This window comes from Cohnella massiliensis (assembly GCF_900169535.1).
GTDB classification, from domain to species: Bacteria; Bacillota; Bacilli; order Paenibacillales; family Paenibacillaceae; genus Cohnella; species Cohnella algarum.
In genome coordinates this window covers 1,082,811-1,097,800 of record NZ_LT821259.1, presented here as the reverse complement: position 1 = coordinate 1,097,800, position 14,990 = coordinate 1,082,811, and the positions used below count along the sequence as shown (strand labels likewise).

19 protein-coding genes and 2 pseudogenes are annotated in these 14,990 nt (G+C 51.4%); 4 read left to right on the top strand and 17 right to left on the bottom strand.

Annotated features, from left to right (window positions below):
• Nucleotides 1–47 precede the first annotated feature (47 nt).
• From B7E11_RS18825 to B7E11_RS18790, 8 genes and pseudogenes are all read right to left on the bottom strand, one after another.
• Nucleotides 48–245, bottom strand: a complete 198-nt coding sequence (locus tag B7E11_RS18825) for a copper ion binding protein (protein WP_080837418.1) — start codon at nt 243–245, stop codon at nt 48–50.
• Nucleotides 246–271: 26 nt separating this feature from the next.
• A complete protein-coding gene (locus B7E11_RS18820) occupies nt 272–589 on the bottom strand; it encodes a metal-sensitive transcriptional regulator (protein WP_080840885.1) in 318 nt (105 codons plus the stop codon).
• Between the two features lie 145 nt (nt 590–734).
• A pseudogene (locus B7E11_RS18815) lies at nt 735–1,117 on the bottom strand (DUF302 domain-containing protein).
• A gap of 95 nt (nt 1,118–1,212) precedes the next feature.
• Nucleotides 1,213–1,710: a class I SAM-dependent methyltransferase gene (locus tag B7E11_RS18810; protein WP_245809764.1), complete on the bottom strand. Its 498-nt coding sequence runs from the start codon at nt 1,708–1,710 to the stop codon at nt 1,213–1,215.
• Nucleotides 1,711–1,751: 41 nt separating this feature from the next.
• On the bottom strand, nt 1,752–2,150 hold the full coding sequence (locus tag B7E11_RS18805; RefSeq protein WP_342744493.1) for a rhodanese-like domain-containing protein: 399 nt from the start codon (nt 2,148–2,150) through the stop codon (nt 1,752–1,754).
• Nucleotides 2,119–2,538: a rhodanese-like domain-containing protein gene (locus B7E11_RS31020; RefSeq protein ID WP_080837412.1), complete on the bottom strand. Its 420-nt coding sequence runs from the start codon at nt 2,536–2,538 to the stop codon at nt 2,119–2,121. The genes B7E11_RS18805 and B7E11_RS31020 overlap by 32 nt, the downstream gene beginning before the upstream one ends.
• Before the next feature lie 74 nt (nt 2,539–2,612).
• Nucleotides 2,613–2,924, bottom strand: a complete 312-nt coding sequence (locus tag B7E11_RS18795; protein ID WP_080837409.1) for a rhodanese-like domain-containing protein — start codon at nt 2,922–2,924, stop codon at nt 2,613–2,615.
• 42 nt (nt 2,925–2,966) lie between these two features.
• Complete coding sequence (locus B7E11_RS18790) at nt 2,967–3,236, bottom strand: metal-sensitive transcriptional regulator (RefSeq protein WP_080837406.1); 270 nt, start codon at nt 3,234–3,236, stop codon at nt 2,967–2,969.
• 201 nt (nt 3,237–3,437) lie between these two features.
• Between B7E11_RS18790 and B7E11_RS18785 the strand changes: the two are divergent.
• From B7E11_RS18785 to B7E11_RS18770, 4 genes and pseudogenes are all read left to right on the top strand, one after another.
• Nucleotides 3,438–4,930, top strand: a pseudogene (locus B7E11_RS18785) (IS5 family transposase).
• A gap of 359 nt (nt 4,931–5,289) precedes the next feature.
• Nucleotides 5,290–6,279 (top strand): tyrosine-type recombinase/integrase, encoded by a 990-nt coding sequence (locus B7E11_RS18780; RefSeq protein WP_080837400.1) that lies wholly within the window; start codon nt 5,290–5,292, stop codon nt 6,277–6,279.
• Entirely contained in the window at nt 6,263–7,240 is a 978-nt protein-coding gene (locus B7E11_RS18775) for a tyrosine-type recombinase/integrase (RefSeq protein ID WP_176220811.1), read from the top strand. Before B7E11_RS18780 ends, B7E11_RS18775 begins: the two co-directional genes overlap by 17 nt.
• Nucleotides 7,241–7,698: 458 nt before the next feature.
• The gene (locus tag B7E11_RS18770; protein ID WP_245809763.1) at nt 7,699–8,007 is read left to right on the top strand and encodes a tyrosine-type recombinase/integrase; all 309 of its coding nucleotides are present in this window, start codon (nt 7,699–7,701) and stop codon (nt 8,005–8,007) included.
• A gap of 56 nt (nt 8,008–8,063) precedes the next feature.
• Here the strand turns inward: B7E11_RS18770 and B7E11_RS18765 are convergent, their stop codons facing one another.
• The 9 genes from B7E11_RS18765 to B7E11_RS18725 form a co-directional block, all read right to left on the bottom strand.
• Entirely contained in the window at nt 8,064–8,369 is a 306-nt protein-coding gene (locus B7E11_RS18765; RefSeq protein WP_080837389.1) for a type II toxin-antitoxin system RelE/ParE family toxin, read from the bottom strand.
• Complete coding sequence (locus B7E11_RS18760) at nt 8,366–8,608, bottom strand: hypothetical protein (protein ID WP_080837386.1); 243 nt, start codon at nt 8,606–8,608, stop codon at nt 8,366–8,368. The genes B7E11_RS18765 and B7E11_RS18760 overlap by 4 nt, the downstream gene beginning before the upstream one ends.
• Nucleotides 8,609–9,176: 568 nt before the next feature.
• Complete coding sequence (locus B7E11_RS18755) at nt 9,177–9,575, bottom strand: VOC family protein (protein WP_080837383.1); 399 nt, start codon at nt 9,573–9,575, stop codon at nt 9,177–9,179.
• Nucleotides 9,556–9,819: a TfoX/Sxy family DNA transformation protein gene (locus B7E11_RS18750; RefSeq protein WP_080837380.1), complete on the bottom strand. Its 264-nt coding sequence runs from the start codon at nt 9,817–9,819 to the stop codon at nt 9,556–9,558. Before B7E11_RS18750 ends, B7E11_RS18755 begins: the two co-directional genes overlap by 20 nt.
• A gap of 6 nt (nt 9,820–9,825) precedes the next feature.
• The gene (locus B7E11_RS18745) at nt 9,826–10,548 is read right to left on the bottom strand and encodes a MarR family winged helix-turn-helix transcriptional regulator (protein WP_080837377.1); all 723 of its coding nucleotides are present in this window, start codon (nt 10,546–10,548) and stop codon (nt 9,826–9,828) included.
• An 87-nt stretch (nt 10,549–10,635) separates the two neighbouring features.
• Nucleotides 10,636–10,890 (bottom strand): hypothetical protein, encoded by a 255-nt coding sequence (locus tag B7E11_RS18740; protein ID WP_245809762.1) that lies wholly within the window; start codon nt 10,888–10,890, stop codon nt 10,636–10,638.
• A gap of 191 nt (nt 10,891–11,081) precedes the next feature.
• A complete protein-coding gene (locus B7E11_RS18735) occupies nt 11,082–12,065 on the bottom strand; it encodes a hypothetical protein (RefSeq protein ID WP_080837370.1) in 984 nt (327 codons plus the stop codon).
• Nucleotides 12,066–12,154: 89 nt separating this feature from the next.
• Complete coding sequence (locus tag B7E11_RS18730; RefSeq protein WP_245809761.1) at nt 12,155–14,158, bottom strand: DEAD/DEAH box helicase; 2,004 nt, start codon at nt 14,156–14,158, stop codon at nt 12,155–12,157.
• 159 nt (nt 14,159–14,317) lie between these two features.
• Nucleotides 14,318–14,968, bottom strand: a complete 651-nt coding sequence (locus B7E11_RS18725; RefSeq protein ID WP_080837363.1) for a zinc-ribbon domain containing protein — start codon at nt 14,966–14,968, stop codon at nt 14,318–14,320.
• Between the last annotated feature and the right edge of the window lie 22 nt (nt 14,969–14,990).

The window sequence follows — 14,990 nt, the reverse complement described above, 5'->3', positions numbered from 1 at the left end:
TAACGTTTTAAAAAAGGGCCACTTTAGGTGACCCTTTAATTGTGAGGTTAAGCAACGTCATAGCCCTGTTCTTCGATGGCTTCTTTTACAGCGTCCAGTGTTAAGTTGCTTTCATCAAATTCCACGGTAACAGAATGGCCTTGCAAATCAACATGACCCGAAGCACCGATTTCCTTCAGCGCTTTTTCGATGGAATTTACACAGTGTTGGCAAGACATTCCGTTTACTTGCAGTTTAACTTGCATCGTATCTCATTCCTCCATTTTTATAACTACTTCATTAATTTATTTACGGTGACCAGCAGTTCGTCGATCACCTCATGCTCGCCCGCTTGAAGGCGTTCAACAACGCAGCTTTTCATATGTCCTTCAAGCAGCAGTTTGCCAACTCCGTTCAAAGCGGATTGAATGGCAGCAATTTGGTTTAAAACGTCGTCACAATAAGTATCCTTTTCGATCATCCCTTTTACACCTCGAATTTGCCCTTCGATGCGATTTAAACGGGAGATCAAATTGTTTTTTACCTTGTCCGAATGATGGCTTTTTCGTCCGTTCTCTGTAGAACAACAGTCTTGATCGATACCATTCATTTCGTTTGGGTCAGGATTTACCATTCAATCACCTCACATTAGAATAGTACTATACCCCCCTTATGTATGTCAACAGGGCGATTCCACTAATTAATCAGTCTCATTCCGAATGATAAAGAGGGAACCCTCAAGGTTCTTTCTAGAATTAGATACTTTTGTCTACACAAGCGGCCAGCCGCTTCTCGATATCGGAAGCAATGCTCATCAAGGCGTCGGTTTCTACCAGTCCGATCAACGCGGTTGGTTTCGGCATCCCAATCTTGGTCGTACTGTTTTCCACGTACACGGCCAGTTTGCAAGGGAGGAAGTAGCCGACCAAAGCATTTTCAGACAAAACTCGCTTGGCTTCTATGGGTTGCAGACCTCCAGAATCCAATAAGGCATGTCAAAATCGACATTCTTCTCCTGAAGCTTATCCTTCAGATCCAACCGCCATAGGACCCCGAACTTTTCTGCTTTTAGGTTTTCCGTAAGGGCTTCGATCGCTTGTTCAGGCGTTTTGGTTGTTTCAACTGTATAATGGAACATGGCTTAGCAGCCCTCCATTTCAATTTTTCTGTACAACAAGAACGTAATGATCACTGGTTGGGTAATCTGTTGCCAGGACAGTAAATCCCGCTTGCTCAAACAATTCGCCTAACTCTTCGGAACCGATTCGATGATGCAGCGGCGGCCCTTGTTCGGTCTCCTTCTTCTCCCACTCCAGGCATAGACATCGCCCGCCTTGGCGAAGAACTCTGTGAAATTTCGTTAAGTGCCTGATGAAGCGGCTCTGCTTCGTGCAGCACCAGAGAGGGGATTACCCTAACGACTGACTCCGCTTCCAGAGGTATTTGCTCAAGATGGCCTTCGATCAGCCTCACATTCTTTAGTTGCTGCTGCTCCGCCTTGCTGCGAACGACTTCCAACATTCTTGGCTCGACATCAAGCGCGTACACTGTCGCATACGTTCGGCCTGCGGCAGGAATCGTAAAGTACCCAGTCCCTGCTCCAAGATCCAAAATAGTTGCGTTCTCGTTTAAGGCCAGTTTCTCCAGCAAAGGCTCCGGAGGCAAAGCAACCTTGCGTTCGGGACTGTCCAGCTTGGCCATATGCTCGGGGTTAAATCGGCGCTCGTGCATGACGATCTGTCCTCCTTCGATATAAAGGCGGTGCAATAATGTTACTTGCGTACCAGCTTGCCGTTCCAGGCGCTAAGTCCGCCTTGGAGATGGGCAAGACCTTGATAACAGTTTTTCAGCAGGATTCTCGCAGCGTTTTTACTCCGCATACCGCTTCGACAGTAGAGAAGTAACTCCTGATTCTTGGGAATTTCGGAAAGCCGCCCGGACAATTGGGACAGCGGGATATTCTTGGCCCCGGCGATAAATCCTCCTTTAAATTCGTTCGGCTCGCGGACATCGATCACCAAAGGTTTGCCCGGCTTGACCATTTCGTTTTTGAAATCCTCGGCGTTTAGGTTCCGAAGTCCTTTGGTCGGCTTAAAGCGTGAGTAGACGAACCAAACCAAGAGCGCAATTGCGGCGATATTAATGATTGTACCCGTGTTCAATGAATTCACTCCCATTTTTGTTCTCTTCTTTGCATGTTAACTGAAGGAAGTTACCTCGAATCGCGTGCAACTGTCGGAATCCTCGCTTATGCAGAATTCGAGCGGCTTTATTGCTTTGATATCGGCTCGCGGACAAAATCAAGACGTCGTCGCGAGTCGAGAGCTCTTGGTGCCAAACATAGGGCAGTCGTCCGAGCGATATATTGATCGAGCCGGGAAAATGCCGTTCTTGATAGTCGAAAGCATCCCTGACATCGAGAATTTTCATATTCAGGTTATTTCGGGCAGCATCCAACCATTCATGGCCTTGTACATAGCGAAGCCAAGGAACAGGCCAATACACTCGCAGGACCCACAAGATCACGGCTCCTGCAAGGATATACAAGAGTGTTATCATATAAGGAGTCCTTTCTACTGCACTGCAGCAGCCTGATCACTCACTTCAGCTGCCGCAGTAGTTATTAAAACTCGTCAGACCAGCTTATCCGTCCAGGCGTTCAATCCGCCGGTCATATTCACTACGTTGAATCCCTTCTCGCTCAGCAGTTCGCAAGCCAGGCCACTTCGATTGCCGCTGCGGCAGATCACGATAGTCTCTTGCGACGGATCCAGCTCATGCAGTCGTTCGGAAAGCTGTCCAAGCGGAATGTGCTTGGATCCAGCGACATGACCGGCCGCCCATTCCTCGGGTTCGCGAACGTCAAGCATATTCAGCTTCTCTCCACTGTTCAATCTTGCCGCAACTTCCTGCGGCGTCGTTGTTTTCGGAATCTTGAATGCCATACGATATCTCTCCTCATCTTGGTTATGATTAAAACAGTTCCGTTAACGGCTCTTCACCAGCAGCTCGACGGCTTCCCGTACCATTTTGCCGGTATCTTGGTTGCCTGCTGCCTGCTCTGCTAAGATACATTGCTGCAAATTCTCGGCTACAATCTGCGCAATGGCCTTATCCGAAGCGTTGCGGACGGCGGATAGCTGCGCCACGACCTCCTTGCAAGACTTTCCTTCTTCCATTAACCGAAGTACGCCTCGTATCTGCCCTTCAATTCTTCTCAGACGCGTTTTCATCGAATCCGTGTAATTGTATTCCATGTTCACCTGCTCCTCTCTATAAACATACCGGTATAGGTATAGTATAGAGTAAAAAATAAAAGCTTACACCAATTAAATAGGGCTTGCTGAACGAATCAAAAGTCCAACAGCCACAAGGGTTTAGGACCTCTTTTGTCGAATTCAAGTGCAAGGAAAACAGGGACTTACCCGCGAAAAACCTTGCACATGGAGGCGTCCGAATTGTATCAGCGAACCGAGAGCCAGATGATCCTGCCAGGCGACTTCTTTTTGCCGTTCGGCGGGAAACTCGCAGAAGATAACCGCTGGGTGTTGCTCGCCCAAATGATTCCGTGGTGGAAACTCGAAGAGAAGTATGCGAAGAACTTTAAAAAGAGCCTCAAGGGTCAGAAGGCTGTATCGATCCGTGTCGCACTCGGCGCCCTAATCATCCAGAGCGGCTGGGCACCGATGATCGTGAGACGCTTCGTCAGATTCTGGAGAACCCGTATCTGCAGTACTTCCTCGGTCTGCCCGAATACCAGTACCGCCGTCCGTTTCACCATTCGCTCATGACACACTTCCGCAAGCGGCTGGGCGGCGAGATCCTCGATGAAGTCAATGAATGGATCGCTCTGGAAGAAGCGCGTAAGTCGAGTGAAGCGAATGATTCATCGGACAATGACGACGATGAGCCCGGCAACGGAGCGGCCGCAGCATCGGACGAGTCCGCAGAACCGCAACTTCGGCAGATGGAACTGACGAACGAGGGTGAACTGTTGCTGGACGCCACCTGCGCGCCGGCGGACATCGCCTACCCGACAGATCTGTCTCTTCTGAATCAGGCCAGAGAAAAGCTGGAGAAAATGATCGACATTCTGCATGAACCGCAGCGCGGAAAGACTCGCAAGCCAAGAACATACCGAGAGCGTTCCCGCAAAGCCTATCTGGCGATTGCCAAGCAAAGGCGCGTGAAGCCGCGCACGATGCGCAAAGCCATCGGCAAGCAGTTGCGGTTCGTCTCCCGTGATCTGCGCATCATCGCCGAACTCGCCGAGACGACGGGCGGCCTGACGCAACTGCCGCGTCGCATGTACAAGGAGCTGCTGGTCATTCAAGAGCTCTATCGCCAGCAGCAAGCGATGTACGACAAGCGAACGCATAGCGTACCCGATCGGATTGTCAGTATCGCACAGCCGCACGTGAGGCCGATCGTGCGTGGCAAAGCTCGGGCGAACGTCGAGTTCGGCGCGAAGCTGGCGATTAGCCTGGTGAACGGCTATGCCTTCCGGGAGTATCTGTCTTGGGACAGCTACAACGAAGGTCAGACGCTGCAGGATGCAGTGGAACACTACCGCGCCAGGTTCGGCTATTATCCCAAAGCGGTGCTGGCTGACCAGATTTATCGCACACGCGACAACTTGCGCTACTGCAAGGAGAAGGGAATTCGGCTGAGCGGACCGCAGTTGGGGCGTCCGTCCGCCGATCAGCAGGAGCAGAAGAAGATCGCGAAGGCAGATGCAGCCGCACGCAACGCAGTGGAAGGCAAGTTCGGTGAAGGCAAGCGCAGTTATGGGCTTGGCCGTATTCGAGCGCGTCTTCAGAGGACGAGCGAGACCGTGATCGGGCTGCAACTGCTGGTCATGAACCTCGAAAAGAGACTCCGGGTTCTCTTTTTGCCTTTTTTGCAATGGCTCTGGTCGACCCTTACATTCCGCTTGCCCGTGATGCCGTAAAATGTGACCCGTTCAGCAAGCCCCAATTAAATGTATCTTTCTGACACCATGTTAAAACAAAAATAAAAAACCCTTCCGAAGAAGAGTTTTGTTATAAAGGGTGGTGCGGTCGAGAGGACTCGAACCTCCACGGGGGGTTAGCCCACTGGAACCTGAAGTCGGCGTGTCTGGACCGAGACGCGCTAAATTCGGGACCGGGAAAAGCAGATGGAGCAAGGGTTCCTCATGTTGTGGAGACGCACCAGATTATTTGCCCAGTGGATGTCACTCGCCGAATCTGGCGCGGTTGAAAAGCGCATCGACCCTGCAATCGCCTCTGCTGCTTTTCCCTCCATTTTCTCATTGGAGGGTTCTTTCGTATGAGTACTTCGAGTCCAACCATTAATCCCCAAAACCTGCAAAGCTTCAACCAACCTGAATTCCAAGACCTGGTTCAACAATTCCTCCTCGCCGCCTCCTACCGCGGTTTATCCCCTCAAACGCTTACGTATTATTCCTTCCATCTGCTGGGACTGGAACGATTTCTTATATCCCGCCAAATACCGTTCCTCGCCACCAACTGCGTGATGGTCCTTCAGGATTGGCTTCAACAATTGACCAAGCAAGGATATGCCGGGCGTTCTATTCGTGGACGCTTTTATACTTGTCGGCAATTTCTTCGATTCGCATTTCCGGATACAGTTGGAGAAAGCTTCTCCGTAACCATGCCTTCGAATTCACAGGTCAACCCATACGAACCAATCTGCTTCACGGAAGCGGACGTGGAACGCATTCTTCATCAACCAAATCTCCGTCGATTCACTGGACTACGGGACTACACCATGATGCTGTTGTTGCTGGATACCGGTATTCGGCTTACCGAATTAAGCGCCCTGCTTATTTCTGATCTAGACTTTCAGGACGGCTTCATTCACATTGCCAGGGGAAAAGGCAACAAAAGCCGCTTCGTCCCCATTCAAAAAACTTGCGCCGCGGCGCTCCATACGTATCTGCAACTGCGCGGCGAAAAGCAGCATCATGCCTTATGGATTTCGGGTAGGGGGCAACCCCTTCAGCAAGACACGATCAAGCATTTAATTATCAAGCATTGCCGTGGCGCAGGTGTACGCGGTTCCGCCCATGCCTTCCGACGAACGATGGCCAAATCTTTTCTAATGAACGGTGGGAATGCCTACGCTCTGCAAGCCCTTTTAGGTCACAGCAATATCACCATGACCCGCCAATATGTGCCGCTCCAGCCTGCCGATGTGCGTCATCGACACGAAACATGCAGCCCCGTCGAATCGCTTCTCCGTTATGCCCAGAAATGTAAAGAAGAAAGGAAGTTGTCTCGTGAGCAATCCCGTTAAACGTCGTACCAATCGTATATCTGCCCAAACGGACCGATCGTTTTCCGCCAAACCATCCAACGAGGAATTGATCGGTCTCTTCCTTCAGGATTGCCAATTCCGGAACCTTAGCCAACGCTCTATTACTTATTATGACAGCACGTTGCATTACCTGCTGCAGGTATTGGAAGAGCAAAAGCAATGCGCGGACTTTGATCAAATCACTTCCGATACGCTGCAGCGCCATTTCCTCGGCTACATGCTGGAGAAGCAACTGGCCCCGCAAACGATCAACGGTCGTTTAAGCTGCTGCCGGATCTTTTTCCGGTTCTTGCATCGACATGGGCACATTCCAACAAATCCAGCAGCAGTCTTGACGTCTGTCAAAGCTCCCAAAGATGCGATCGCTACGTTTTCTCATGACGAACTTGTGCGGTTGCTGCGACAACCGGATCAATCTACTTTCACCGGTCTTCGCGACTACACCATCCTGTTGCTGTTGCTGGATACAGGCATTCGCATCGGCGAGCTTCTCAATTTGCGCGTGGACGATCTCCATATGCAGGAAATGGAGTTGACGGTCAAGGGAAAGGGTTCAAAAGAACGACGGGTTCCGTTCCAGAAAACTTGCGCCAAAGCGATTCGAGCTTATCTGTCCGAACGCGGAGAACTGCCGATCAGAGCTTTGTTTGTATCGATTGATAATCAGCCGCTGCGAATCCGTTCTTTGCAGGATCGAATCCACGATTATGGCCTGATGGCGAAAATCACGAGCGCGCGGGTTTCTCCACATACCTTCCGCCATACAATGGCGAAAATGTACATTCGCAGTGGCGGCGACCCTTTTTCTTTGCAACTCATTCTTGGCCATTCCTGTTTGGATATGGTTCAGATGTACGTTCGGCTTTTCAGTAACGAGGTGAAAGAACAGCACCAGAAATATAGCCCGGTTGAGTGCATGCAATCACGTCGAAAACGATAATGAAGCGGGGCTGACCCAAGTAGGATCTAACCCTACCGGAATAGCCCCTTTACAAAGATAATGTCCAATTTTATTGCATCAAGAAGTCGGCTTTCAACGGAGAGATGGATACTTATGCTTAACTTGTAGGGAGTGTCTCACTAACTGTGTAAACGGAATAACCTCGCTTTTTTTTGGATACCATAATGTTGCCTTTACTCCTATGCGGGATAGGGCAACGCAGGGGTGCGACCCGAGCAGCATAAGAGGTTTGGCGAGACGGCGATCGAATTCAGTAAATCGCCGTTTTTGTTGTTTTGCCGCCGCCTTGGAAAACCGAAAGCGATCAACCCCGGGGTGGGGGCAACGCCCCACCAATCTAACTGATTTCAACGGAAAAGGCGGCAAAACACGAATCCGTTCCATTCCAGAAAACATGCGCCAAGGTACTGTAAAATTACCTGAGAGAACGCGGCAACGTGCCAAGCGACGCTTTATTCATTACGATTGATAATTTGCCGCTCCAGCTTCGGTCTGTACAAGACTGCATTCGAGATTATGGACTTAGGGCTAAAATTTCCGGTGTTCGGATTTCTCCACACACGTTTCGCCACACCATGGCCAAACTCTATATCCGAAACGGCGGCGACCCGTTTTCGTTGCAACAAATACTAGGCCATTACTCGCTGGATTCGGTACAGATGTATGTGCGACTTTTCAGCAATGAAGTCAAGGAGCAGCATCGGAAATATAGTCCGGTAGAGCATATGCAAGCTCGGAGAAAGTGAGCAATTGAAAAATAGGCAAGTGCCGAGCAGGATACTCTCTGCACTTGCCTATCGGTTTACAGCAATGACTTTTGATAAGGATGGCGAATCAAGAAAATTTCAATTGCATCTTGGTTGTACCGATAAAATACTTTGTATGGATCCGACTTGCCCGGCCTAATAAGCGTCATTCTCATATGGACAGGCATTCCTTTAATCGAAACTCCTCTGCCTGGAAGAAAGACAGACACATCTTGCTTATAAAAATACAACTCAATGATTTCCACCAGATGCTCGGCAATTCCAGGCCAACCATTTTCCTCACGCCAAACATCCAGCTTAATAAGGGATTGTAACGCTGACTGTTTCCAAATTATTCTCATTGCTGACTGCGCCGTGCTAACTGTTCCAGCACTTCCTGCCTGGAAAGAGACGGATTATCCGCATTCATGGCATCCAGCAACAACTTTTCTTCTTCCGGATCCGTGACTTCATAATTCCCTGACTGGCTTATTTCATCAACCTCAAATAGCATAAACTTGCGGCTTCCAATTTGGATATAGGTATCGCCGCTGGTGATGGCGTTGGACAGCTCTTCGTTATTGAGTTTGAGCAGCTTCATGCCAAAGCCCCCTTAAGGAGTCATGAGATAATTATAACACATTGGGGCAGAAGCAAACCATTCCCAACTGGCTTATCGTGTACAGTGACGGTGACGCCGTGCCTTAATCGAAACGATCAGTTCACCGTTGCCAGCCATGACCTGAATTTCCGACAGTTCTTGAACCCATTACCGATTCGGTTCAAGATTGAAACAACACTCAAGGTTACCCCCTCGTGGTTCATCCCGCCTAGTCATGTTCTTACTGGGCAGTGTCGACAAACCGCCTATTAAGTAGACCTCAGCAACGAACTTCAGCGAAGAGGTCAAGCCTTTCTATGCGCTTGTCCAATGATAGCATATTTTGTAAGAGCTCCAATAGGCGAGCAGGCGAAACCAAAGATTTCAAGCCCTCTTGGAACCCCAACCTCTTGCTTGCGATCTGTTTAACGAGGACGCAAAAAAGGCCGTGAGCAGCATGCCTTTCTGCTCCTCATTAACGTCCTGCCACAGCCCCCAAACCCGCGTCCAGCGCGGTTTCTCGGTTCTCCCCTCGCAGCCGTCAGGGCGGGGTAAAACGAAATTCGATTTACGCTCTGTTCTTTCGCCCTAACTCGGGGCGAACGGAGTAATCCGTAAAGCCGACCACATTGCCCCACTCGTCGGCAACCTCAACCACCCAACCGGTCCCGGCCATGAAAGGCGGAGACAAAAGCGTAATTCCGCCGCTTTCCAAAGCCTGTGCCTTCTCCTTGGCATCGGCCACCTCCACCCATAACCTTGGGGCAAACGGGTCCGTAACGCTTTTTCGCTCCCGCTCTTCCCGCAAGACGAGTCCCGGCGTTTCTTCGCCAATCGCAAGGATTGCGATGCCTTTGGCGTCCATTCTGAATTTTAACGCGAATCCTAGCCCTTCCGCGTAATGGGCGATTGCGGAATCCAATTGCCCTACTGACAGTAAAACATTATCAATCCCCAGAAGACGCATCTTGCACCTCTCGCAAAATGTTTTTCTTTTCTTCTTCAGACAGTAAAGTCCACCGGATTCCCCGGATTGCACCCCCGAGCGCCAGGCAAGTATGCGTGCAATCTCGTTCTGGCGCCACAGCCTGCAGTCGGAACCATGCTTCGCCGACGCCCAGCGATTGCAGCGTTTCCAGCGTTTCGATTCCCTCCTTGCGCAGATCGGCGCTCAACTTCGGACCGATATTGACCGCTTGCTGAATATCCATCCTCCGTTAGTCCCCTTTCCGCCGTGGTGCCGCATCGGCCTTCGCAATGGTCCATTCCGTCAAGCCGAACAAATCGACAAGCTCGTCCAGAGCGTCGGCCAAGCGTCGCAACCGCTCCGGATCTTCGGCCACATAACGCAACCGGACCGGTCCGGCGAGCGGCGCCGCGGCGATTAACGCATTTCCCTGCGGCGTGACCCGGATGACTTTCCCCCTTGCGTCTTCTTGATCCGCAAACCGCTCGAGGAGTCCCTTGTTCACCAAGCTGTCAACAGCCTGGCCCAACGTTGCCGGGTGCAAAGAGAGCATCCCGCGCAATTCTTTCATACGCTGCGGGGACCGTTCCGCTGCAATCCGGAGAATGGCCAACTGCAATCCGGAAACATCAAACTCGCTGCGCAGTTCTTTGTTATAGGAGCTGACTGCCTCATCGTACCGGACCCATGCCCGCAAAAGCGATAACGTTTCTTTATTCATGAAATTATTATGGATCCATAATAATTGTTTGTCAATATGCCTCTTGTACGCCATGGTTTCGAAAATTGGTCGTTCGCGGAGTGCTTCATCAACCCGTACATGCGGTTTTCCCGCATACAGCTTGCCGACGCTCTTCACCCTAAGGTCGGGTTGGCCATAACTTATGGTAAAGGTGATTCTGGAGATCTCGAGCTTTTTCGATGATGGAGTTAGCCCTATAACCATGAGCGAAGTGGGGTATTGCGTTGGCACGCGCCCTTCCCTCCGCGGGGTTATATTGTTCTCTCTTCATTCATGCAGAGTCGAAGTCGGGCCATTGTTTCCACCCTGAAAATCGATTCAACACACCAGATCGATTTCGTAATCTTCGGAATCGTCAGCTTCGCCCGTCAGACAGGTAAAGCATGCATTCCATCCTGCAATCGCCGTTCCAATCGCCCAGATCGGTTGACTGCATTGACTGCAGCAAACTCCATCTTGTTTGGCTGCAACCGCCGCTTTCAGGCTGTTGATGATATCCTGTCTGTTTTCCATGGGGTTGTTTTTGAGATAGGATTCAGCGAATTTATCGATCGATATAGGAACCAATTGCATGACCTCCCAGACTTTGGAATGATAAAACGATTACGATTTACGCGCTCAAAAAAATCGGGCGCCGACGTCCTGTCGAGGATTGCCGTCACCCAACCGTACCGTTCGCCTTCCGGCAGTTTCTTGTATACCCGATGCCACTTATTCGGATCGGCAAGCATCGTTTCATCAAGCAGCGCCTCTGTTCCCATTTCTCAGGCACGCTGCGCCTCCTCGATCCTTGTCGGCTGAATCAGGAAAAATCGCTTCATGACAGGATTGTAATGAAGCGTTACCTCCTTCTGCGCATGCCGATGCCGAATGGACACCACATATTCCAGCAGCGGAACCATCACCAGGATGCCGTGGTCCAGACCGACTTCCGTCCGGACACTATACTTGTCCTCGATTTCGAGAAGCTGCTTCTGCTTTTCCAGCCCAACGGACCGGGCTTTGCCCTCCAGTTCCTGTCTTTTCTGCTCGGACAATCCTTTCCGCTCGCTGCGCCTCGTCATCTCCCGCGCAAGGTCTTCGTAATAGTCGGCAATCCGACGGATTTCCCGGTCCAGCTCCTCCTGTCTGACCCGCTGCCTCCTGCCTGTTTCCGCCTGCTGTTTCACATGATCGTAAGCGAGTTTTAATGCGGACGCCAAATCCATCGGACATGTAACCGGAGCGAAATGCACCGGCCTGTCGAGATAAGGAACCAGATGATGATACCGCATCATGTCCTCGCATACCTCCATCCGGTTCAAGTCGACCCAAACCTGCCTGAACTCTTCCTCTCTCTCGTCCGACACGTAGGCGACGCGAAAGGCGAAAGCGGCCCACACGCCGGTTATGGCACGCTCGCTGCTTAGCGAAAAAGCGCCGTTCTCCTTGTCCAGAAAGCGACGGATTTTGTCAAGAGCGCCGGACAGCACGGGCGGATCGATGTCGGCGAACCGGATCGTGCCGATCGCTTGCCGCTGGACGAGAGCGATCATTTGCTCGAACAAATAGCTGCCGAACGTGACGAACTCGGCCTGCGGATTTTCCTCGGCCACTTCAAAATCGAACGCCAGTTCCAGCTCCGTTCTTCCCTGAAACAAATCCCGATGCGTCTCCGGAACCATCACCTGACAGAGCGCATATTCCAGCGGAATGACGATGCCGCCGAGCGCCTCGATCACATCGGTTACGAATTTTTGCAGGTTCATCCCGCTGCCTCCCCCCACAATCCCTCCAAAGCGACGCGTTCTTCGCAGCATATTCCGGGTACTTTTGGAGGGAACCCCGTATTACCCGCTTAAGCAAACAACCTTGCGTCCAGTTCCTTGACCCGCTGCAGCTTCTGCTTGTTCTCAAGCAGCTGCTCGCCGATCTTGTCCATCTCCCGCTCCATCATCGTCTCATCCTCCGAACGTACCCATGCGTTCATCACAATATCGGAAAATTCTTCGCTTTCCTCGATATCACCCAGGATCAAATCGACTTCCCCGACGACAAGCTCGAACATATTGATCTTCCGGTCCAGCACGTGCAGCATATGATGCTCCAGCGTATGCTGCGCCGCCAGGTTATAGACGAACACATCGCGGATTTGTCCGATCCGGTGAATCCGGCCGATCCGCTGTTCGATCGCCATCGGATTCCACGGCAAGTCGAAATTGACCATCCCGTTGCAAAATTGCAGGTTTCGCCCTTCCCCGCCGACCTCCGTACTGACCAATACATCGGCTTCTTCCCGGAAAAAGGCGATTTCCCGCTCTTTATCCTTCCACAGCAAGCCGCCGTGAAACTCGGCCACTCGAAAGCCGCGGTCCCTGAGCGCGCGGGAAAGCACCTCCTGCGTCGAGCGATATTTGGTAAACACGATCATTTTGTCCTTAAACGAGGAGACGATATCGCAGAGCTCGGCGATTTTGGCGCTTTGCGCGTGTTCCTCCCGGGCGATCAACTCCGCGCGCTCGCAGTAATCCTGCAATATCGCCTGCTGCTTGGCATTCAGTTCCTTGTGGGCGGACAGCTTCTGCAACGATGCGGTCAGTGAAGTAAACGTACTCCCCATTTGCTCCTGCATGCTCTTGAGCATAAATCTGGAGAAGACCGGATGGTTGTCCATGTAATGCTTTCGGATAAACCCGCTGAGTTCGGCGTAAAGCCGCTGTTCCTGCTCCGACAGCCGCACCGTTTTCGTATAGGCCTTCCGTTTGGTAAACAGGACGTCGACATTGCTGCGCCGGTTGCGGATCATCACCTCGGCGAGCAGCGCTTTGAGCTTGTCCGCGTTTTTCACCTCGATGCCTTGATTGTCTTCCACAAAATGCTTTCGGAAATGCTGGTAGGTCTTGAGCTGTCCGGGCTTCAGCAGCGTTATCAGATTGTACAGTTCCTCCAGGCTGTTCTGCACCGGTGTCGCCGTCAAGAGCAGCATATACTTCTTTTTCAGGCTGTTGACGAACTGCCAGGCGACGGTGTTGCGGTTCTTGACATGATGCGCCTCATCGACAATGACCAGATCGTATTGCAGTTCGGAGATGATCCGGCTGTGGTTCAAACGTTTGGCCGTTGAGATGGAGGCGATGACCTTGGGGTAGCGGCTCCAGGCGTCCCCGCCCAGTTTGACGAATTCGGGGTCGTCCGACCGAACGAAGTCCTGGTTAAACTTGCGCTTCATCTCCTCGTGCCATTGGTTGATCAGTGAGGGAGGAACCAATACGAGGATTTTGCGGGCCAGCCCCCGCATGATATACTCCATCATGCAGATTCCCGCTTCGACCGTTTTGCCGAGTCCGACCTCATCGCACAAGAGCGCCCTTCCCTTGAGCCGCCCGATGACCGATTTGACGGTCTTCACCTGATATTCGAATGCCTGCAGTTCACGAATATGCGGCAGACAGATCAAATCGTCGGCTTTGGCCACAGCGAATTGCTTCGCGTTTTCGTATAAGTGAAACCATACTTCTTCCTGCCGCTTCAGACCGCGCATCGACCCCAGCACTTCCTCCATACGCTGCTTCCCGGAAATGTTCTCTTCGATGTCATCAAGCAGGCCGCGTGCTGATCGGGGCGGAGCCGTTACCCGTACCCGCCGTTCCGATTCAGCCCCAATGAACAAATAATCCGATTTTTCATAAGGGGAAAAGAAGCCCTTGATGCCCCTGCCCTGCAGCAGCTTCTCCGCCATATTGACCTTCAGCTTGCGCGATACGCCCTCGTCGCCCGCGAATTCGAATTCGACAGCATCGCTATCGCCATTCAACCCGTAAAGAGCGCTGAAAAAATGAACGAGCCCGGAATCCATTTCCATTGCATTCAGTTCCAAAAGCTCACGGGCCGGTTTAAACATATACAGGTTCACGGCATGATTCACGTCCCTCAACATTTGACTCCATTTTACCATGCAACGGACAAACAGGAAACGCAATCAGATCTGCTTTTTCATGAGATGCACTCCCGTACATCTTGCTCAGAAATCATCCTCAACATCTCCCTCAAAGACGATCCCCATGCGGCCAAACCATCGCTTTTCCCGACATTCCGGGCAACGTATCGGATCATCCCAACCGCGTTTTGCAAAATACTTTTGCTCCGAAGCTTCGAACAGGAACCGGCTTCCGCATTCCCGGCATTTGAGCCAAACCGGTTCGTATCTTTCAAGACTCGGCGCTTTCAAATTCAATTGTTTCCGCCAAGCAAGCAAAACGCTTTCTTCTTCACGATTCCACAGCACTTTCAATTCGGGAGCGAGAAACAGGTTCTTGTCAAAACGGAATCCGCGAATGTTGCGCAGATAAGGCGTCTTTCCGCAGTCCAGCGCATCGCAAGGATAGCGGGCGGGACACTCCCGTTTATGACAAATCCGGCCAAGGTACTTTCTGTCCGTGTTAAAAATGAATACTTCCCAGGCGTGCGTGGTAGACGAGATTTGCCGACAAAACCGGGCAAGTTGCGGAAGATCGTCCAGATTGGATAACACAACCGCCAGATCGATATCGCCGGGATAGGGATCGCCTGCCGCCATCGAACCGCATAAAACCACTTCCCGGACCGAGGACAGATTTTTCACCTTGCTTGCAAAACGCTGTGCCGCTTGAATAAAACGAATATTGTCATTCATAACCTTGTTCATTCCTTTTACG

What these genes read in the sequence shown, in the direction of transcription:
- B7E11_RS18740 (WP_245809762.1), bottom strand. Translation starts at nt 10,890, where the DNA reads ATGCAATTGGTTCCTATATCGATCGATAAATTCGCTGAATCCTATCTC.
- B7E11_RS18825 (WP_080837418.1), bottom strand. Translation starts at nt 245, where the DNA reads ATGCAAGTTAAACTGCAAGTAAACGGAATGTCTTGCCAACACTGTGTA.
- B7E11_RS18725 (WP_080837363.1), bottom strand. Translation starts at nt 14,968, where the DNA reads ATGAATGACAATATTCGTTTTATTCAAGCGGCACAGCGTTTTGCAAGC.
- B7E11_RS18730 (WP_245809761.1), bottom strand. Translation starts at nt 14,158, where the DNA reads ATGGAAATGGATTCCGGGCTCGTTCATTTTTTCAGCGCTCTTTACGGG.
- B7E11_RS18755 (WP_080837383.1), bottom strand. Translation starts at nt 9,575, where the DNA reads ATGCGTCTTCTGGGGATTGATAATGTTTTACTGTCAGTAGGGCAATTG.
- B7E11_RS18780 (WP_080837400.1), top strand. Translation starts at nt 5,290, where the DNA reads ATGAGTACTTCGAGTCCAACCATTAATCCCCAAAACCTGCAAAGCTTC.
- B7E11_RS31020 (WP_080837412.1), bottom strand. Translation starts at nt 2,538, where the DNA reads ATGATAACACTCTTGTATATCCTTGCAGGAGCCGTGATCTTGTGGGTC.
- B7E11_RS18750 (WP_080837380.1), bottom strand. Translation starts at nt 9,819, where the DNA reads ATGGATATTCAGCAAGCGGTCAATATCGGTCCGAAGTTGAGCGCCGAT.
- B7E11_RS18820 (WP_080840885.1), bottom strand. Translation starts at nt 589, where the DNA reads ATGAATGGTATCGATCAAGACTGTTGTTCTACAGAGAACGGACGAAAA.
- B7E11_RS18790 (WP_080837406.1), bottom strand. Translation starts at nt 3,236, where the DNA reads ATGGAATACAATTACACGGATTCGATGAAAACGCGTCTGAGAAGAATT.
- B7E11_RS18795 (WP_080837409.1), bottom strand. Translation starts at nt 2,924, where the DNA reads ATGGCATTCAAGATTCCGAAAACAACGACGCCGCAGGAAGTTGCGGCA.
- B7E11_RS18760 (WP_080837386.1), bottom strand. Translation starts at nt 8,608, where the DNA reads ATGAAGCTGCTCAAACTCAATAACGAAGAGCTGTCCAACGCCATCACC.
- B7E11_RS18735 (WP_080837370.1), bottom strand. Translation starts at nt 12,065, where the DNA reads ATGAACCTGCAAAAATTCGTAACCGATGTGATCGAGGCGCTCGGCGGC.
- B7E11_RS18765 (WP_080837389.1), bottom strand. Translation starts at nt 8,369, where the DNA reads ATGAGAATAATTTGGAAACAGTCAGCGTTACAATCCCTTATTAAGCTG.
- B7E11_RS18810 (WP_245809764.1), bottom strand. Translation starts at nt 1,710, where the DNA reads ATGCACGAGCGCCGATTTAACCCCGAGCATATGGCCAAGCTGGACAGT.